Consider the following 15,085-nt stretch of genomic DNA (forward strand, 5'->3'; position numbering starts at 1 on the left):
TGGCGTCGGGACGGACGCACACAGGAGGGTTCCCAGGCTACGCCGTACCGGGCCGCAAGGCATTTCCGCCTCCGTCGCGTGGTCCGTTTCACAATAGATGCCGGAAGTTCGGTAAGCGCTGGGTATCCCGTTGCTCGCTGCCGTGGCCGGGTGGTCCCGGTTCGACGGCCGACGGGCCCGGTTCGCCGGTCGTCCACCGGTGAACCGGGCCCGCCGGCTGCTCGCGACCCGAAGTCAGGAGATGTCGCGCCGGCGGGTGATCAGGATCCCGGCCACCCCGCTGACCACGGCGTAGCCCACCAGCACGAGCGCGCCGACCCACCAGGCGGGCAGCATCTCGTTCTCGCCGGGCGTGATCATGATCTGGGACGCGGCGGCCGGCCAGACCACCTGCCACTTCATCACCGCCATGTTGTCCAGCAGGTTCGACAGCAGCAGGAAGAGCAGGCCCACCACCTGGGTGCCGATCAGGTAGAGCACGGCGGCGGTGATCACCGCGCCCAGCTGGTTGGTGATCAACGTGCCGATGCCCACGCCGAGCACCGTCCAGATGGCGTACGCCATCAGGTTGAGCAGCAGCGCCCGCTGGACCTCCCACTCGCCGAGCTGGGTGCCGTAGTCGTTCAACGCCAGGAACGTCGCGCCGGCGGCGAGGTCGATCAGCGTGGTCACCAGCCAGAAGGCGAAGCCGAGCAGGCTGGCCGCGATGAGCTTGCTGACGATCACCGAGGTGCGCCGCGGGGTGGCCAGGAACGTGGTGGTCGCCGTCTGGTGGAAGAACTCGTTGGTGACCATGAGGATGCCGATGAGCATCACGAACATCAGACCCAGGTACTGGCCGGAGGTGTAGAGGTTCGCCGCCTGCGCCGGCGCGGAGGCCGAGTCGCCGGTGAAGCCGAACTCCTCCCCACCACCGCTGAGGGTCTCGCTGGCCAGCCAGGCGTTGAAGGCGAAGGCCAGGGCGATCGACAGGAACGCCCCGATGGCCAGCCACCACCAGGTGCTGGTCGTACGGATCTTGAGCAGTTCGGAGCGGACGAGGTTGCTCATCGGATGCCCGCCTTTCCGGCCGTCAGCTCCAGGAACACGCGTTCCAGGTCGGGTCGTTCGGTGGTCAGCTCGTGCAGTTCCACGCCGGCGGCCAGTGCCGCCCGACCCACCGTCGGCGCGTCGACCCCGGCGATCAGGAGGACGTCCTGCCCGTCGGCTTCCACCGCGGCGGGCCCGCCGGCCAGTGCGGCGGTCAGCGCGTCGGCCTGCGGCGTGCGGACCCGGACCCGGACGCCCTGCGCCATCGACCCGATCACCTGGTCGACCGGACCCTGCCGGACCAGCTGCCCGGCCGCGATGATCACCACATCGTCGGCCAGCAACTGCATCTCCGACAGCAGATGGCTGGAGACCAGCACCGTGCGTCCCTCGGCGGCCAGCCCCTTGAGGAATCCGCGCATCCAGCGGATGCCCTCCGGGTCCAGGCCGTTGGCCGGCTCGTCGAGGACGAGTACCCGGGGGTCGCCGAGCATCGCCGCGGCGATGCCGAGCCGCTGCTTCATGCCCAGCGAGTAGCCCTTGAACTTGCGCTTCGCCGCAGGGGTGAGGCCGACCAGGGCCAGCGCCTCGTCGGCCCGCTGCCGGGGCAGCCCGGCGGCCGCGCAGATCACCCGCAGGTGGTTGAGGCCGGTGCGGCCCTTGTGCGCGCTGGACGCTTCCAGCACCGCGCCGACGTGCCGCAGCGGGTCGGCCAGGTCGGGGTACCGGCGGCCACCGATGGTCGCCGTTCCGGCGGTCGGGGTGACCAGGTTCAGCAGCATCCGCAGGGTGGTGGTCTTACCCGCACCGTTCGGGCCGAGGAAGCCGGTGACCCGACCCGGTTCGACCGTGAACGACAGGTTGTTGACCGCCAGTACGCGGCGGTACTGCTTACTCAGGCCGGAAACCACGATCTGCGCGTCGTTGGTGGGGCTTGGCTGCCCGTCGGTCATCGTTCTCCTCCCGTGTTGGCGCCGGAATGCGCCGTTGCACAGCGTGACGGTAGTGGTCAACCAAATCAATCGGGCTCGCTCTGGAGATCGTGATCCGCCTCAGGCAGGAGCCGTCTCATCCCCAGGTACGAGCCGATCGGCGGCCGTGCCTACACGGCGATCCAGGTGGCCCGGGCGTGGGCGAGCAGGGCGCCGTCCGCGCCGTACAGGCTGGATCGCACCAGCGCCTTGCGGCCCTCGACAGCGATCGCCGCGCCGGTCACCACGCACTCGTCGCCCGGACGGGGCAGCGCCTCGACCCGCGCCGCGATCCGGCCGAGCACGTAGGGGCGGCCCGGACCGATCACCGCCCAGCCGCCGGGACAGTCCAGGGCGGCCCAGACCATGGCGCTGCCGACCTCCCGGGGTGTCCGCACCGGCGCGGCCGTCCGGCCGTCCGGCAGCCGTCCGGGAAAGATCCGCAGGCCGTCGTCGCGCTCCGGGCCGCAGACGTAGCAGCCGGGGAACGGGTGGTCCACCAGCCCCGGGTACGCCGCCGAGGCGGCCCGGGCGGTCGCCAGGTCGACCGGCGGCACCACGTCGTCGAGCTCTGCCGCCGGGCGCAGTTGGGCGACCACCTCGCCGGCCGGATCGCGCACCTCCCCGTCCAGCAGCGCGAGCGGGGTGTCCAGCGGGGGCGGTCGGCGCAGGGTCACCTCGACCTGGCCGTCTCCGCCGTAGGCGGTGGCGAAGACGCCGGCGCTCCAGCCGCCGTTGCCCGAGTCGGGCGGACCGTTGAAGCGTGCCTCGATGATCATCGGATTTCCTCCCGGCCGCCGGCCTCGTCGCCGGGACACCGGCAGCCTCGCACGGTCGCCGCACGCGCCTCGCCGGCGGGTCGGCCACCGGTCGCCGACCGGCGTTCACCGGATCGACACCGCTGGTCACCGGGGCTGGCAACCCACGGGGCGCTACACAGGGAGCATGGCCGTTCTGCCCGCCGCGGACGTATCTCTGACGACCAGCGGCTACACCCTCTCGATCGCCGACGACCCCAGCCAGGTCGAGGCCGCGCAACGCCTGCGTCACCGGGTGTTCGCCGGTGAGCTGGGCGCCACCGTGTCCCCGGACGCGGCCGGCCTCGACCGTGACGCCTTCGACCCGTACTGCGACCACCTGCTGGTGCGGCAGGAGAGCACCGGCGAGGTGGTCGGGACGTACCGCCTGCTCCCGTCGGGGCGAACCAGCCGTCGTTACGCCGAGGGCGAGTTCGACCTGAGCGCCCTCGAACCGCTGCGGGCGCAGCTGGTCGAGGCCGGCCGTTCCTGCGTGCACCCCGACCACCGCACCGGCGCCGTGATCAATCTGATGTGGGCCGGTATCGCCCGCTACCTGCACCTTCGGGGCCTGCGTTGGCTCGGTGGGTGCGCCTCCGTGCCGGTGACCGACGGCGGTCTCGCCGCCGCCGAGGTGTGGTCCCAGGCGCAGGCCCGCCATCTGGCACCGCCGCCCCTGCGGGTGCGACCGCTGCGGCCCTGGTTCGCCGAGCCGGGCGTCCCGAGGGAGACGGTCGCGGGTTCGGCCAAGCTGGTCCCGCCACTGCTCCGTGGGTATCTCCGGCTCGGGGCCTGGGTCTGCGGCGAGCCGGCGTACGACCCCGACTTCGGGGTGGCCGACTACTACGTGCTGCTTTCGATGGACCGGATCAACCCGCGCTACCTGCGACACTTCCTCGGCGGGCAGCCGTGACCACGCTGGCCCACCCGCTGTGGCGGCCCAGTTCCGGCTGCGGCCCCGACTGCCTGCCCGGCCCGGGCCAGGCGCCGGCCGTGCCGCTGGGTCGGCAACTGGGCCGGGCCGCCGCCCTGCTCGGGATGCTCGGGCTCGGGATCGGGCTGGCGGCGCTGCTCCCGGTGCTGCCCGCGCGGGAGCGACGGCTCGCGCTGGGCGGCTGGGCGCGGACCATGGCGCGCGCCTGCGGGGTACGTCTCGAGGTGCGCGGCCGGCTGCCCCGGCGGCGCGCACTGCTGGTCGCCAACCACGTCTCCTGGTGGGATGTGCTGGCGTTGCTGGCGGTCGCCCCGGCCCGGCTGGTGGCCAAGCACGAGATCGGCCGCTGGCCGCTGATCGGGCTGCTGGCCCGCGCGGCCGGCACCGTCTTCGTGGACCGCTCCCGCCCGCGGGAGTTGCCCGCGACGGTGGCCCGGGTCACCGCGGCGCTGGCGGCGGGCCGGTCGGTCGCGGTGTTTCCCGAGGGGACGACCTGGTGCGGTGTGGGCGCCGACTGCCGCCCGCCGACCGGTTTCCGGCCGGCGATGTTCCAAGCCGCCATCGACGCCGGAGCGCCCGTCGTGCCGCTGCGGATCGGCTACCGCTGCGGAGTGACCGGCGACGCCACCACGGCCCTGGCCTTCGTCGGCGACGAGAACCTGCTGCGGTCGGTACGCCGGCTGCTCGCCGTCCGGGCGTTGACGGTCAGCGTCGAGATCGCCGCGCCGCTGCACCCGGCCGGTCCGCCGACCGCCGGGCGCTCGCCCGGGTCGCCGAGTCGGCCGTCCATCTCGTACCGTCCGGGGCGGTCTCGTCGGGCCACCCGGCGACGGTGCTGCGGCCGGAACGACTGCCGTCGTGGCCGGGGACCGGGCCGTCGCCGGTCCGGACCGCGCCGGATGCCGGCCGGCCCGCCGAGACGCCGGAGCGGGAGCTGCGGCTGGCCGCCTGAACCGCGCGGGCCCGGCCGCTCACAGGTTCTTTTCAGGGCCCGCCCAGCACGGATGCAGCGACTGCGCGGATGATGGCGGCATGGCCGCTACCCAGACCGAGGCGCGACTGCTGGTCGTCGAGGACGATCCCAACATCCTCGAACTGCTCTCCGCGAGCCTGCGGTTCGCGGGTTTCGACGTGGCCACCGCCACCAGCGGCAGCGCCGCGCTGAGCGCGGCCCGGGATCGGCGACCCGACCTCGTGGTGCTCGACGTGATGTTGCCGGATCTCGACGGATTCGAGGTGATCCGGATGATGCGTGAGGGCGGTACCCGCACCCCGGTGGTCTTCCTCACCGCCCGGGACGCCACCGACGACAAGATCCGCGGGCTCACCCTGGGCGGCGACGACTACGTCACCAAGCCGTTCAGCCTGGAGGAGCTGACCGCCCGGATCCGGGCGGTGCTGCGGCGCACCAGCACCGGCGAGCAGGCGCCCGCCCGGCTCACCTTCGCCGACCTGGAACTGGACGAGGAGACCCACGAGGTGTACCGGGCCGGGCAGCGGGTCCAGCTCTCGCCGACCGAGTTCAAGCTGCTGCGATATCTGATGCTCAACGCCAACCGGGTGCTGTCCAAGGCGCAGATCCTCGACCACGTGTGGAACTACGACTTCCGGGGCGACGACAACATCGTCGAGTCGTACATCTCGTACCTGCGGCGCAAGGTCGACACCGCCGAGCCCCGGCTGATCCACACCCTTCGCGGAGTCGGATACGTGCTCCGCAAGCCAGCGGCGTGAACCCGTTACAGCAGGGCAAACTCCGGCTGCGCGCGAAACCGCTGCGGGTCAAGCTGGTCGCTGCCGTGCTCGCCCTGGTCGCCGCCGCACTGCTGGTGATCGCCTCGCTGACCACGATCTTCCTCCGCAGCTACCTGGTGGGGCAGATCGACGGACAGCTGCGCGGCAACAGCCAGACGCTCGGGCCGCTGATTCCCAGCCTGCGGGCCGGCAAGGTGGGGGCCATGCTGCCCAGCGACTACGTCGTGGTGCTGGCCAACCCGTACGGGGTGAGTGAGCCGAACTACGACGGCAAGACGCTGGACCCGGAGCAGTTGCCCTGGTTCCCCGGCGACGTGGCGGGCTTCGCCGAGCGGGTGGGCGATCCCCGTACGGTCACCTCCTGGGACGGCCGGACCCGATGGCGGATGTACTACGCCGAGCTGCCGAACAACGAGGTGCTGGCAATCGGCCAGCCGCTCACCGAGGTGGAGCTGGCGGTCAAGCGGCTGATCTGGATAGACATGCTGGTGGGCGGGGCGGTGCTGGTCCTCCTTGCCTCGGTCGGCGCGGCCATCGTCCGGACCAGCCTCAAGCCGCTGGTGGAGATCGAACGCACCGCCGCCGCGATCGCCGGCGGGGACCTCAGCCGGCGGGTGCCCGACCCGGAGGACGGGCAGCCCTGCCCGACCTCGGAGCTGGGCCGGCTCTCCCGCGCGCTGAACGCGATGCTCAGCCAGATCGAGATGGCCTTCACCGCCCGCGCGGCGTCGGAGTCCGCGGCCCGGTACGCCGAGGCAGCCGCCCGCGAGGCCGCCGAGGCGGCCCGGGCCTCCGAGGCTCGGGCCCGGCGCTCCGAGGAACGGATGCGGCAGTTCGTGGCCGACGCCTCGCACGAGCTGCGTACGCCGCTGACCACCATCCGCGGTTTCGCCGAGCTCTATCGTCAGGGTGCCGTACAGGCCCCCGAGCAGACCTCCGACCTGCTACGCCGGATCGAGGACGAGGCGGCCCGGATGGGGCTGCTCGTGGAGGATCTGCTGCTGCTCGCCCGGCTGGACCGGGAACGGCCGCTGTCGCTCGCCCCGGTGGAGCTGCCGGTGCTGGCCGCGGACGCCCTTGAGGGGCCCGCGCCGTGGCGCCGGAGCGGCGGATCGAGCTGGAGATCGAGCCCGGCTCCGGACCGCTGGTGGTGCGCGGCGACGACGCCCGGCTGCGGCAGGTGATCGGCAACCTGATGACCAACGCGCTGCGGCACACCCCGCCGGAGGCGACGGTCACGCTGCGACTGCGCGCCGAACCGGCCAACCTGGCGGTGATCGAGGTGGCCGACAGCGGCCCCGGGCTCAGCGCCGAGCAGGCGGAGCGGGTCTTCGAGCGCTTCTACCGGGCGGACGCCTCCAGGACCCGGCGGAGCAGCGGTAACACCGGCACCGGCCTCGGCCTCGCCATCGTCGCCGCCCTGGTGACGGTGCACCAGGGCACGGTCGAGGTGACCGAGACGCCGGGCGGCGGCGCCACCTTCCGGGTCCGTCTGCCGCTCGCGCCGGCCACGGACATCGAGCACGAGTGATTTTCAGCCAATGCTCAGGCCAGCCCAAGGCGGATCCAAGAGCGATGGAAGAGGGTAGGAACATGACCGAGTACGAGTCCGACCCGCGCCGGCCGGTCCCCACCGACGCCGAGCCGTCGCATCCCGAGCTGCCCCGCGCCGAGCACGCGCGGTCCGACTCCCCATCCGTCCCGGTGTCCGGTGCCGACCACACCGCCGAAGCGCCAACCATCCCGGCCGTTGGTTCCCCGGCCGCCGCGCCCGGCCTGCCCGTCGCCGGCTCTGCCCCACCGGCGCAGCCGATCTCCGGGCAGCCCGCCTGGCCGCCGGCCGGCGCGTACCCGCACCCGTATCAGCCCGGCGCGCGTCACCCGGGCGCGCCCTGGTATCCGGGCCAGCACGGCTGGAGCGGCGCGCAGCCGAACCCTGCCGGCGCGCAGAGCTTCCCGGTGCGCAGCCGACGTCGCCCGGTGCCGGGCACCCCGGCTATCCGGGCCAGCCGGCCGGGATGCCCGGCGGCTACCCGGGGCAGCCGGCCCCGTGGGCGCCCACCCCGACCAACGGCCCCCGTCCGGGCCGGATCGCCAAACTGGCCGGCGCCGGTGTCGCGGTCTTCGCGCTGATGCTCGGCAGCGGGGTCGCCGGCGGGGCGCTCGCCCTCGCGCTGAACGACGCCGGCACCACCCGCACCTACAGCGCCGCGCCGGTGATCGACGGCGCCGACCTGCCGCGCATCGCCGCCTCCGTGCAGGACAGCGTGGTGTCCATCAGCACCGGCAGCGGTGAGGGCTCCGGCGTGGTGCTCAGCGCCGACGGCTACGTGCTGACCAACAACCACGTGATCGCCGGGGGCGGTGACACCGTCCGGGTGATCTTCGCCAGCGGGGCCAGCGCCCAGGCCGAGGTCGTCGGCACCGACCCGAAGACCGACCTCGCGGTGTTGAAGGCGGACGGGGTGGGCGATCTCCAACCGGCCACGTTCGGCGACAGTGACGCGATGCAGGTCGGCGATCAGGTGCTGGCGCTGGGCAGCCCGCTGGGCCTGCAGGGCTCGGTCACCGCGGGCATTCTCAGCGCCCGGGACCGCACCATCCAGGCCGGTAGCGGGCAGCAACTTCCCGGTCAGGCGGTGAGCTCGATCTCGGGGCTGCTGCAGACCGACGCGCCGATCAACCCCGGCAACTCCGGTGGGGCGCTGGTCAACACCCGGGGCGAGGTGATCGGCATCAACACCGCGATCGCCACCGCGGGGCAGGGCAACACCGGCAACATCGGGGTTGGCTTCGCCATCCCGAGCAACAAGGCCAAGGACGTCGCCGACAAGCTCCAGCGGGGCGAGAAGATCAGCCACCCGTCGCTCGGGGTGAGCGTGAACGCCGCACCCGACGGCGGTGCGCTGATCGGTGCGGTGACCCCGGGCAGTGCCGCCGAACGTGCCGGGCTGCAACAGGGTGACGTGATCACCCGGTTCGGCGATCGGCCGGTCAACGACTCGAACGACCTGGTCGCCGCCGTGCAGGCCGGCAAGGTCGGTGACCAGGTCGAGGTGACGTACCAGCGAAACGGCGCCGAGACGACGGCAACCGTGACGCTCGGCGAGGCGTCCTGACGGTCAAGGACCTGCTTCCTCCCTCCGGGGCGGCGGGTGGCGCGGCCAAGGGGTTGGCCGCGCCACTCGCCGCCCTCTTCTCCGCTCAGGATCGGGCCCGATCACGTTAGGGCGTGTCTCCTGGATCTTCGCCGGCCTGCGACGGGCCCAGACGACGCCCGCCGGCGTTGGCGATTCGCCCGGACACAGCACCGGTATCCGGACGAACCGCCGCCTTGCCGGATCGCCGCCTGGGCCACGTCTCGGCTCGACGAGATCCAGGAGACACGCCCTCGGGGCGACGGCGCGGGTCGTTGCTCCTCCCCGAAGCCTCATCTCACCCAGGCGTCCCCGCGCGGCCACGCCCCCCGGGGCCGGTTCACCCGGTCCGGGTGAACCCGGCTCACCCCGGCCGCCGGCAGGCTCGGCAACTGGAGACCTTGCGATCCGGATGGGGGTGCCATGACCGACACCACGACGGCTGCCCGGACCGACGACCGGATCCAGCGCGACGTGCTCGACGAACTCGCCTGGGACGCGCAGGTGCGCTCCGCCGACATCGGGGTGAGCGTGCATGACGGGGTGGTGACGCTGAGCGGCCGGGTGGACAGCGCCGCCCGCAAGCGGGCGGCGGTCCGTGCCGCCCAGCGGGTCCGCGGGTGCTGGCCGTCGCCGACGACGTCGAGGTACACCCCACCGGGCTCGGCGACGTCACCGACGGCGACCTGGCGATCGCGACCAGCCGGGCACTGGAGTGGAACAGCTTCGTGCCGGCCGAACGACTTGACGTGACCGTCTCCGACGGCTGGCTGATGCTGCGCGGCGAGGTGGAGTTCGGCTGGCAGCGGCGTACCGCCGAACGGGAGGTCCGCCGGCTGCGGGGCGTACGCGGCGTCACCAATCTGGTCGAGGTGCGCCCCGCCGCCCGGCCGGACGGCGACCGGATCCGCCGGGACGTCCAGCGGGCCCTGCTGCGGGGGATCGGCACCGAACGGGTCACCGTCGAGGTGCGCGGCGACACCGTGACCCTGAGCGGGGTGGTGCGCTCCTGGTGGGAACGCGACCAGGCGGAGCGGACGGCGTGGTCGGCCGAGGGCGTGCGCACCGTACGGGACGAGCTGCTGGTGGGCGGCTGAGCGGCGGCGCATGTCCGGTTTGCCGGAGCCGGGACCGGGAAGACGCTTCGATCCCGCTCTGCCGCTCGGCGATCGGGGCCGACGCCACCGTTGAGCGACGGGGGGAGGGCACGTGGCCGACGACGTTGCGCGCGAACGCCTGTTGCGGATCGCGATGGTGGTGCCGCCCTGGCTGTCGGTGCCACCGCCGGGCTACGGCGGGTTGGAACAGGTGGTGGCCGGCCTGGTGGACGCCCTGATCGCCCGGGGGCACGCGGTGACGCTGATGGGTGCCGGCGAGGCGCACGGCACCGCCGCCGAGTTCCTCGCCACGGTCGACGAACTGCAGTACGACCGGCTCGGTGAGGCGTTGCCGGAACTGGCCCACCTGGCCCGGGTGAGGCATCTGGTCAGCGCGGCCGACTTCGACATCGTGCACGATCACACCACGATCGGGCCGTTGGTCGCCGGGCGGCGGGAGGTGCCCACCGTGGCGACCGTGCACGGCAACCCGGTGGGCGAGTACGGCACGGTGCTCAGTGACACCGACGGGGGTGTCGGACTGGTGGCGATCTCGCACGCCCAACGACGGCTGAACCGACACCTGCCGTGGATCGGCACGGTGCACAACGCGATGGATGTCGACGACTTCCCGCGCAAGGACACGCCCAGCCGCGGGCCGGTGCTCTGGCTCGCCCGGTTCAGCCCCGACAAGGGGCCGGACCTGGCGATCCGCGCATGTCGGGCAGCCGGCCTGCCGCTGGTGCTGGCGGGCAAGTGCAACGAGCCCGCCGAGCGGCGGTACTTCGACGAGGTGATCGCGCCGATGCTCGGCCCGGACGTCACGCTGGTGCTCGACGCCGGCCGGGAGGCTGTGCTGCGCCTGCTGGTCGAGGCCCGCTGCCTGGTCATGCCGATCCAGTGGGAGGAGCCGTTCGGCATCGTGATGTTGGAGGCGATGGCGACGGGCACTCCCGTGGTGGCGCTGAACCGGGGAGCGGTGGCGGAGCTGGTCCGACCCGGCGTGACCGGTCTGATCTGCGAGCGGGCCGACGAGTTGCCGGCGGCGCTGCGGGCGGCGCCCGGCCTCGATCCGGCCGAGTGCGTGGCCCAGGTGGCGCGGGCCTTCTCCACGGAACGGATGGCCGCCGGCTACGAGGAGGTGTACCACCGATTCCTGGTCGCCGCGGCGCCGCGTTCGGCGGTGCGCGAGCCGGCCCGGGTCACGCCGGTCTGATCCGCGGTGGTCACACCTGGGCGGCGCCGAGCGCGGTGATCGCCGCGTCCAACCGTTGGGCGTAGGTCGGGCTCAACCCGTCCTCGCGCAGCCGCGTCGACACCTTCTCGCGCAGCCGTGCCACGCCCGGCCCCAACTCACCCTCGCCGCCGGTCACCGTCCGGGTGAGGTTGCGCAGTTCGTTGCGTAGGTCGACACCGACATCCTCGCGGATTCCTCCGTCGGCGAGACCGGCGCCGATCACCTCTTCCAGCCGGTTCGCCGCCTCGATGAGGGTGCTCCCGCCCTCCGCCGGGCTCGGCGGGGTGGGCGTTGCCGGCGGCGTCGCCGAGGCGCTGGAGGGTGCGACGGATGGTTTCCCGCTCGCGCCGTCGTCCGGTCGGGCCGGATCGGGTGTCGACGTCGGTCCGCTGGACGGCGGCAGCCCGGCGGTCGGGCCGGGGCGGTCGGGCAGCAGGGCCGGCACCGCCAGCGCCGCCCCGATCAGTACCGCCACCACCGCCGCGACGAGCACCGGACGTGGCAGCGGTCGTCGCCGCTCGCGCTGCGGGCCGGTGCCGTCGCGGCCGGCGTCTCCTGCCCGGGCGTGGCGGCGCTGACCCCGGGCGTGGCGGCGCTGACCCCGGGCGTGGCGGCTGCCACGGCGGCGGCCCGATCGACGGTGGTGAGGGTGACGGTGGGGGCGAGCATTGTGCTGGCCTGCGGATCGGCGGGCAGCATCTGGTCGCGCAGCACGGTGGCCACCTGTCGGGCGGTGGGCCGGTCGGCCGGGTCGCGTGACAGGCAACGCAGACAGATCTGGGCCACCGCCGGCGGCAGGCCCGGCACGTCGGCCACCGTGGGCGGCGCGTCCCTGGCCAGTGCGGCGCTGAGTTCGTCCCAGGTGTCGGCCGGGTACGGCACCCGGCCGGTCAGCGTCTCGTGCAGCAACACTCCCAGCGAGTACACGTCGGTCGCCGGCTGGGCCGGAGCACCGTCGAGCCGTTCCGGCGCCACGTACGCCGGGGTGCCGAAGGTCGCGCCGTCCTCGTCGTCGTCGGGGGCACCGATCCGGGTGGCGATGCCGAAGTCGAGCACCTTCGCACCGACCTGGGTCATCATCACGTTGGCCGTGGTGATGTCCCGATGCACGATGCCGAGCCGGTGGGCGGCGGCGAGCGCGTCCGCGACCTGCGCACCGATCGCCACCGCCTCGGGCCAGGGCAGCGGTCCCTCGGTGAGCCGGAACTCCAACTCCTCCCCGGAGAGCAGCTCCATCACCACGAACGAGGTGATCCTCCCGTCCGGCGCCACCGTCTCGCCGTAGTCGTGCACCGACGTTACGTGCGGATGGACGAGCTGCGCGGCGGCGCGGGCCTCCTCGCGGACCATGTCGCGGAACCGGGCGTCGGCGGCCAGTGACGGGGCGAGCACCTTCAGCGCGACCACCCGGTCGAGCACCTCGTCGTGGGCCCGCCAGATCACCGACATGCCACCGGCGCCGATCTGGTCGATCAGGCGATATCTGGTGGCCAGCAACCGGCCGGGCTGCAGTGCTGGCTTCACGGATCGCACCTGCCTCATGGGTGGGGGCGGTATCAGGTTGCGCGAATGTTGCCTCCCTGTCAACGGGCCCTCGCACGGCCGGCGCCACAATGGAAACCGTGGGTACGGAACGGGTCGGATCTGCGGGCCGTGCCGCCGGGGGCCGAGGTCGCTGCGGCGCGGGCGTGCCAGGATGAACGGCATGGCGCGGGGACCGGTGGCTTTCGTGCTCGGCGGCGGAGGCGTCCTGGGCGCGGTCGAGGTCGGCATGCTGCGGGCCCTGTTCCGGGCCGGCATCCGGCCGGACATGGTGCTCGGCACGTCGATCGGCGCGCTCAACGGTGCCCTGGTCGCGGCCGAACCGACCGAGGCGGTGACCGACCGGCTGGTGCGTCTCTGGGCCTCGCCGGAGGCCAGCGAGGTCTACGGCGACTCGTTCGCCCGGCAACTGCGGCGCTTCGCCGCCCGTACCCACCTGCACTCGCCCCGCCCGCTGCGCAAGCTGCTGGAGAGCGAGTTGGGCGCGGAGACCACCTTCGCCGACCTGAAGATCCCGTTTCGCTGCTGCGCGGCGAACATCGAGCGGGCCGCCGAGCACTGGTTCGTCAGCGGCCCCGTGGTGCCGGCCGTCCTCGCGTCCGCATCCGTGCCGGGGCTGCTGCCACCGGCCCGGATCGGCGACCAGCACTACGTCGACGGCGGCATCGTCAACTCCATCCCGATCGGCGAGGCGGTCGCCGTCGGCGCCAACCGGATCTTCGTACTCCAGGTGGGCCGGATCGAACGGGCGCTGGCCCCACCCCGGCGGCCCTGGGAGATCGCCCAGGTGGCGTTCGAGATCGCCCGCCGGCACCGGTTCGCCCGGGAACTGGCCGCCCTGCCCGACGGGGTGGAGGTGCACGTGCTGCCGACCGGTGGGCTGGAACCGCGCGACGACACCCCGTGGGCGTACCGGGACATGGCGGCGGTGGGCCGGCGGATCAGCCGGGCGTACTCGGCCTCCCGGCACTACCTGGCGAACCTGGAACGCTGATGCCGTTACCGCCGCGGTGGCTGCGCCGACTGCTGCTGGCACCCGGCGTCGTGCTGTTGACGATCCTGCTGGTGACCACGGTGCCGGTGTGGGCCCTGGCGGCGCTGGCCGTGTCACCGTTCGTCCCCGGGCACCTGCGCCCGCTGCGGTTGCTGTGGATCGGCTGCTTCTACCTGATCTGGGACGCGGCGGCCCTGCTCAGCCTCTTCGGGCTCTGGCTGGCCTCCGGCTTCGGCTGGCGGGTGCGCTCGCCGGCCTTCCAGCGCGCCCACTACGTGCTGGCCGGCTGGTTCCTGCGGGTGCTGTTCTGGCAGGCCCGGTGGACGCTTCGGCTGCGCATCGACGTGGTCGGCACCGACCCGGACACCGCCCTGCCGGGCCGGCCCGAGCTGGTGCTGTGCCGGCACGCCGGGCCGGGCGACTCGTTCATCCTGATCCACGCCCTGGTGAACTGGTTCCGGCGCGAGCCGCGGATCGTCCTCAAGGACACCCTCCAGTGGGATCCGGCGATCGATGTGCTGCTCAACCGGCTGCCGAGCCGGTTCATCGCGCCGGGCCGCGACGGTCGAGGTTCACTGGCCGGGCAGATCGGGCACCTCGCGACCGGCCTGGACGACGACGACGCCTTCGTGATCTTTCCCGAGGGGAGCAACTTCACTCCGAGGCGCCGGCTGCGGGCCATCGCCCGGCTGCGCGACCGGGGGCACGAGCGGATGGCGCTGAAGGCAGAGGCGATGCGGCATGTGCTCGCCCCGCAGCCCGGCGGACTGCTGGCGGCGCTGGACGCCGCACCGGACGCCGGGGTGATCTTCGTCGCGCACACCGGTCTGGACCGGCTGCTCACCGTCACCGACGTGTGGCGGGAACTGCCGATGGACAAGCGGCTCGTGATGAGGTTCTGGTCGGTGCCGCCGGAGGAGGTCCCGACCGACCGGCAGCAGCGGATCGACTGGCTCTACGACTGGTGGAGTCGGATAGATGGGTGGATCGCCGCCAACCACGACGATGCGACGTAGGGTGCGCAGGTGGAGCAGATCAGCGTGGTGACGACGGTGGTCGACGCGCGGTCGGTCGCCGATCTGCTGGCCGCCGCCGCGGTGGCCGGGCGGCTCGCGGCCTGCGCGCAGGTGGGCGGTCAGGTGGCGAGCACGTACTGGTGGCGGTCCGGGGTGGAGACCAGCACCGAATGGTCGGTGCAGTTCAAGACCGCGCCGGACCGGGTCGACGCGCTGGTGGAGCACCTGCGGGTCAGCCACCCGTACGAGGTGCCGGAGATCCTGGTCAGTCAGGTGGGCTGCGGCCACCCCGGGTACGCCGCCTGGGTCTTCGAACACACCCGGCCGTGAGTACGTGCACTCTGGCGCCGGCGGTAGCCGGCCACCGAGGATGACCGCGTGGACAACGCCTACCCCTGCCCGGCCTGCGGCGCCCCGGCCAGTCTCGACTCCGGCTGCAGCGGCTGCGGCCGGCCGCCGCACCCGGCCGCCGCGGAGGTGATCCGGCTCGACCGGGAGATCGTCATGCTCGGCGGTGAGGTGGCGCGGGCCCGCCAGGCGTACGAGGGCTGGCCGGGCGGCTGACCGTCCTCCGGC

General features: G+C 73.2%; 12 protein-coding genes and 4 pseudogenes. 11 read left to right on the forward strand and 5 right to left on the reverse strand.

The genetic code is table 11. The annotated features are described in order from the left end of the window. Window positions 1-234 precede the first annotated feature (234 nt). The 3 genes from KIF24_RS04600 to KIF24_RS04610 form a co-directional block, all read right to left on the reverse strand. A complete protein-coding gene (locus KIF24_RS04600) occupies window positions 235-1,050 on the reverse strand; it encodes an ABC transporter permease (protein ID WP_221082887.1) in 816 nt (271 codons plus the stop codon). Continuing rightward, entirely contained in the window at window positions 1,047-1,982 is a 936-nt protein-coding gene (locus KIF24_RS04605; RefSeq protein ID WP_221082888.1) for an ABC transporter ATP-binding protein, read from the reverse strand. The genes KIF24_RS04600 and KIF24_RS04605 overlap by 4 nt, the downstream gene beginning before the upstream one ends. 149 nt (window positions 1,983-2,131) lie before the next feature. Further along, window positions 2,132-2,779 (reverse strand): hotdog family protein, encoded by a 648-nt coding sequence (locus KIF24_RS04610; protein WP_221082889.1) that lies wholly within the window; start codon window positions 2,777-2,779, stop codon window positions 2,132-2,134. A 166-nt stretch (window positions 2,780-2,945) separates the two neighbouring features. On the opposite strand from KIF24_RS04610, the gene KIF24_RS04615 reads away from it, so the two are divergent. The 7 genes and pseudogenes from KIF24_RS04615 (at window position 2,946) to KIF24_RS04645 (ending at window position 10,936) form a co-directional block, all read left to right on the forward strand. Further along, window positions 2,946-3,710: a GNAT family N-acetyltransferase gene (locus KIF24_RS04615; protein ID WP_221082890.1), complete on the forward strand. Its 765-nt coding sequence runs from the start codon at window positions 2,946-2,948 to the stop codon at window positions 3,708-3,710. Continuing rightward, window positions 3,707-4,683: pseudogene (locus KIF24_RS04620) on the forward strand (lysophospholipid acyltransferase family protein). The gene KIF24_RS04615 and the pseudogene KIF24_RS04620 overlap by 4 nt, the downstream one beginning before the upstream one ends. Before the next feature lie 80 nt (window positions 4,684-4,763). Further along, a complete protein-coding gene (locus KIF24_RS04625) occupies window positions 4,764-5,465 on the forward strand; it encodes a response regulator transcription factor (protein ID WP_221082891.1) in 702 nt (233 codons plus the stop codon). Beyond that, window positions 5,462-7,017 (forward strand): annotated as a pseudogene (locus KIF24_RS04630) (HAMP domain-containing sensor histidine kinase). Before KIF24_RS04625 ends, KIF24_RS04630 begins: the two are co-directional and overlap by 4 nt. Before the next feature lie 62 nt (window positions 7,018-7,079). Further along, window positions 7,080-8,605: pseudogene (locus KIF24_RS04635) on the forward strand (trypsin-like peptidase domain-containing protein). 441 nt (window positions 8,606-9,046) lie between these two features. Then, window positions 9,047-9,720 (forward strand): annotated as a pseudogene (locus KIF24_RS04640) (BON domain-containing protein). Between the two features lie 154 nt (window positions 9,721-9,874). Next, window positions 9,875-10,936 (forward strand): glycosyltransferase family 4 protein, encoded by a 1,062-nt coding sequence (locus KIF24_RS04645; protein WP_221083177.1) that lies wholly within the window; start codon window positions 9,875-9,877, stop codon window positions 10,934-10,936. Window positions 10,937-10,946: 10 nt separating this feature from the next. Here the strand turns inward: KIF24_RS04645 and KIF24_RS32160 are convergent, their stop codons facing one another. Together KIF24_RS32160 and KIF24_RS32165 are read right to left on the reverse strand one after the other, a co-directional pair. Further along, window positions 10,947-11,432 carry a hypothetical protein gene (locus KIF24_RS32160; RefSeq protein ID WP_230414851.1) on the reverse strand — a complete coding sequence of 162 codons (486 nt, stop codon included), beginning with the start codon at window positions 11,430-11,432 and terminating at the stop codon, window positions 10,947-10,949. Continuing rightward, window positions 11,420-12,481, reverse strand: a complete 1,062-nt coding sequence (locus tag KIF24_RS32165) for a serine/threonine-protein kinase (protein WP_331461004.1) — start codon at window positions 12,479-12,481, stop codon at window positions 11,420-11,422. Before KIF24_RS32165 ends, KIF24_RS32160 begins: the two co-directional genes overlap by 13 nt. Before the next feature lie 181 nt (window positions 12,482-12,662). On the opposite strand from KIF24_RS32165, the gene KIF24_RS04655 reads away from it, so the two are divergent. From KIF24_RS04655 to KIF24_RS32170, 4 genes are read left to right on the forward strand one after another with little or no spacing between them, the layout of a single operon-like run. Continuing rightward, the gene (locus tag KIF24_RS04655; protein WP_221082892.1) at window positions 12,663-13,493 is read left to right on the forward strand and encodes a patatin-like phospholipase family protein; all 831 of its coding nucleotides are present in this window, start codon (window positions 12,663-12,665) and stop codon (window positions 13,491-13,493) included. Continuing rightward, window positions 13,493-14,509 carry a 1-acyl-sn-glycerol-3-phosphate acyltransferase gene (locus KIF24_RS04660; protein ID WP_221082893.1) on the forward strand — a complete coding sequence of 339 codons (1,017 nt, stop codon included), beginning with the start codon at window positions 13,493-13,495 and terminating at the stop codon, window positions 14,507-14,509. The genes KIF24_RS04655 and KIF24_RS04660 overlap by 1 nt, the downstream gene beginning before the upstream one ends. Before the next feature lie 9 nt (window positions 14,510-14,518). After that, on the forward strand, window positions 14,519-14,839 hold the full coding sequence (gene cutA, locus KIF24_RS04665) for a divalent-cation tolerance protein CutA (RefSeq protein ID WP_221082894.1): 321 nt from the start codon (window positions 14,519-14,521) through the stop codon (window positions 14,837-14,839). Between the two features lie 48 nt (window positions 14,840-14,887). Next, window positions 14,888-15,073, forward strand: coding sequence for a hypothetical protein (locus KIF24_RS32170; RefSeq protein ID WP_230414852.1), 186 nt, complete (start codon window positions 14,888-14,890; stop codon window positions 15,071-15,073). Window positions 15,074-15,085 lie beyond the last annotated feature (12 nt).

The organism is Micromonospora tarapacensis, from assembly GCF_019697375.1.
GTDB classification, from domain to species: domain Bacteria; phylum Actinomycetota; class Actinomycetes; order Mycobacteriales; family Micromonosporaceae; genus Micromonospora; species Micromonospora tarapacensis.

Bases quoted from the DNA above. Each gene is read 5' to 3' on its own strand.
- KIF24_RS04645 (WP_221083177.1), top strand. From the start codon at position 9,875: ATGGTGGTGCCGCCCTGGCTGTCGGTGCCACCGCCGGGCTACGGCGGG.
- KIF24_RS04660 (WP_221082893.1), top strand. From the start codon at position 13,493: ATGCCGTTACCGCCGCGGTGGCTGCGCCGACTGCTGCTGGCACCCGGC.
- KIF24_RS04610 (WP_221082889.1), bottom strand. From the start codon at position 2,779: ATGATCATCGAGGCACGCTTCAACGGTCCGCCCGACTCGGGCAACGGC.
- KIF24_RS04655 (WP_221082892.1), top strand. From the start codon at position 12,663: ATGGCGCGGGGACCGGTGGCTTTCGTGCTCGGCGGCGGAGGCGTCCTG.
- KIF24_RS04600 (WP_221082887.1), bottom strand. From the start codon at position 1,050: ATGAGCAACCTCGTCCGCTCCGAACTGCTCAAGATCCGTACGACCAGC.
- KIF24_RS04615 (WP_221082890.1), top strand. From the start codon at position 2,946: ATGGCCGTTCTGCCCGCCGCGGACGTATCTCTGACGACCAGCGGCTAC.
- KIF24_RS04625 (WP_221082891.1), top strand. From the start codon at position 4,764: ATGGCCGCTACCCAGACCGAGGCGCGACTGCTGGTCGTCGAGGACGAT.
- KIF24_RS04605 (WP_221082888.1), bottom strand. From the start codon at position 1,982: ATGACCGACGGGCAGCCAAGCCCCACCAACGACGCGCAGATCGTGGTT.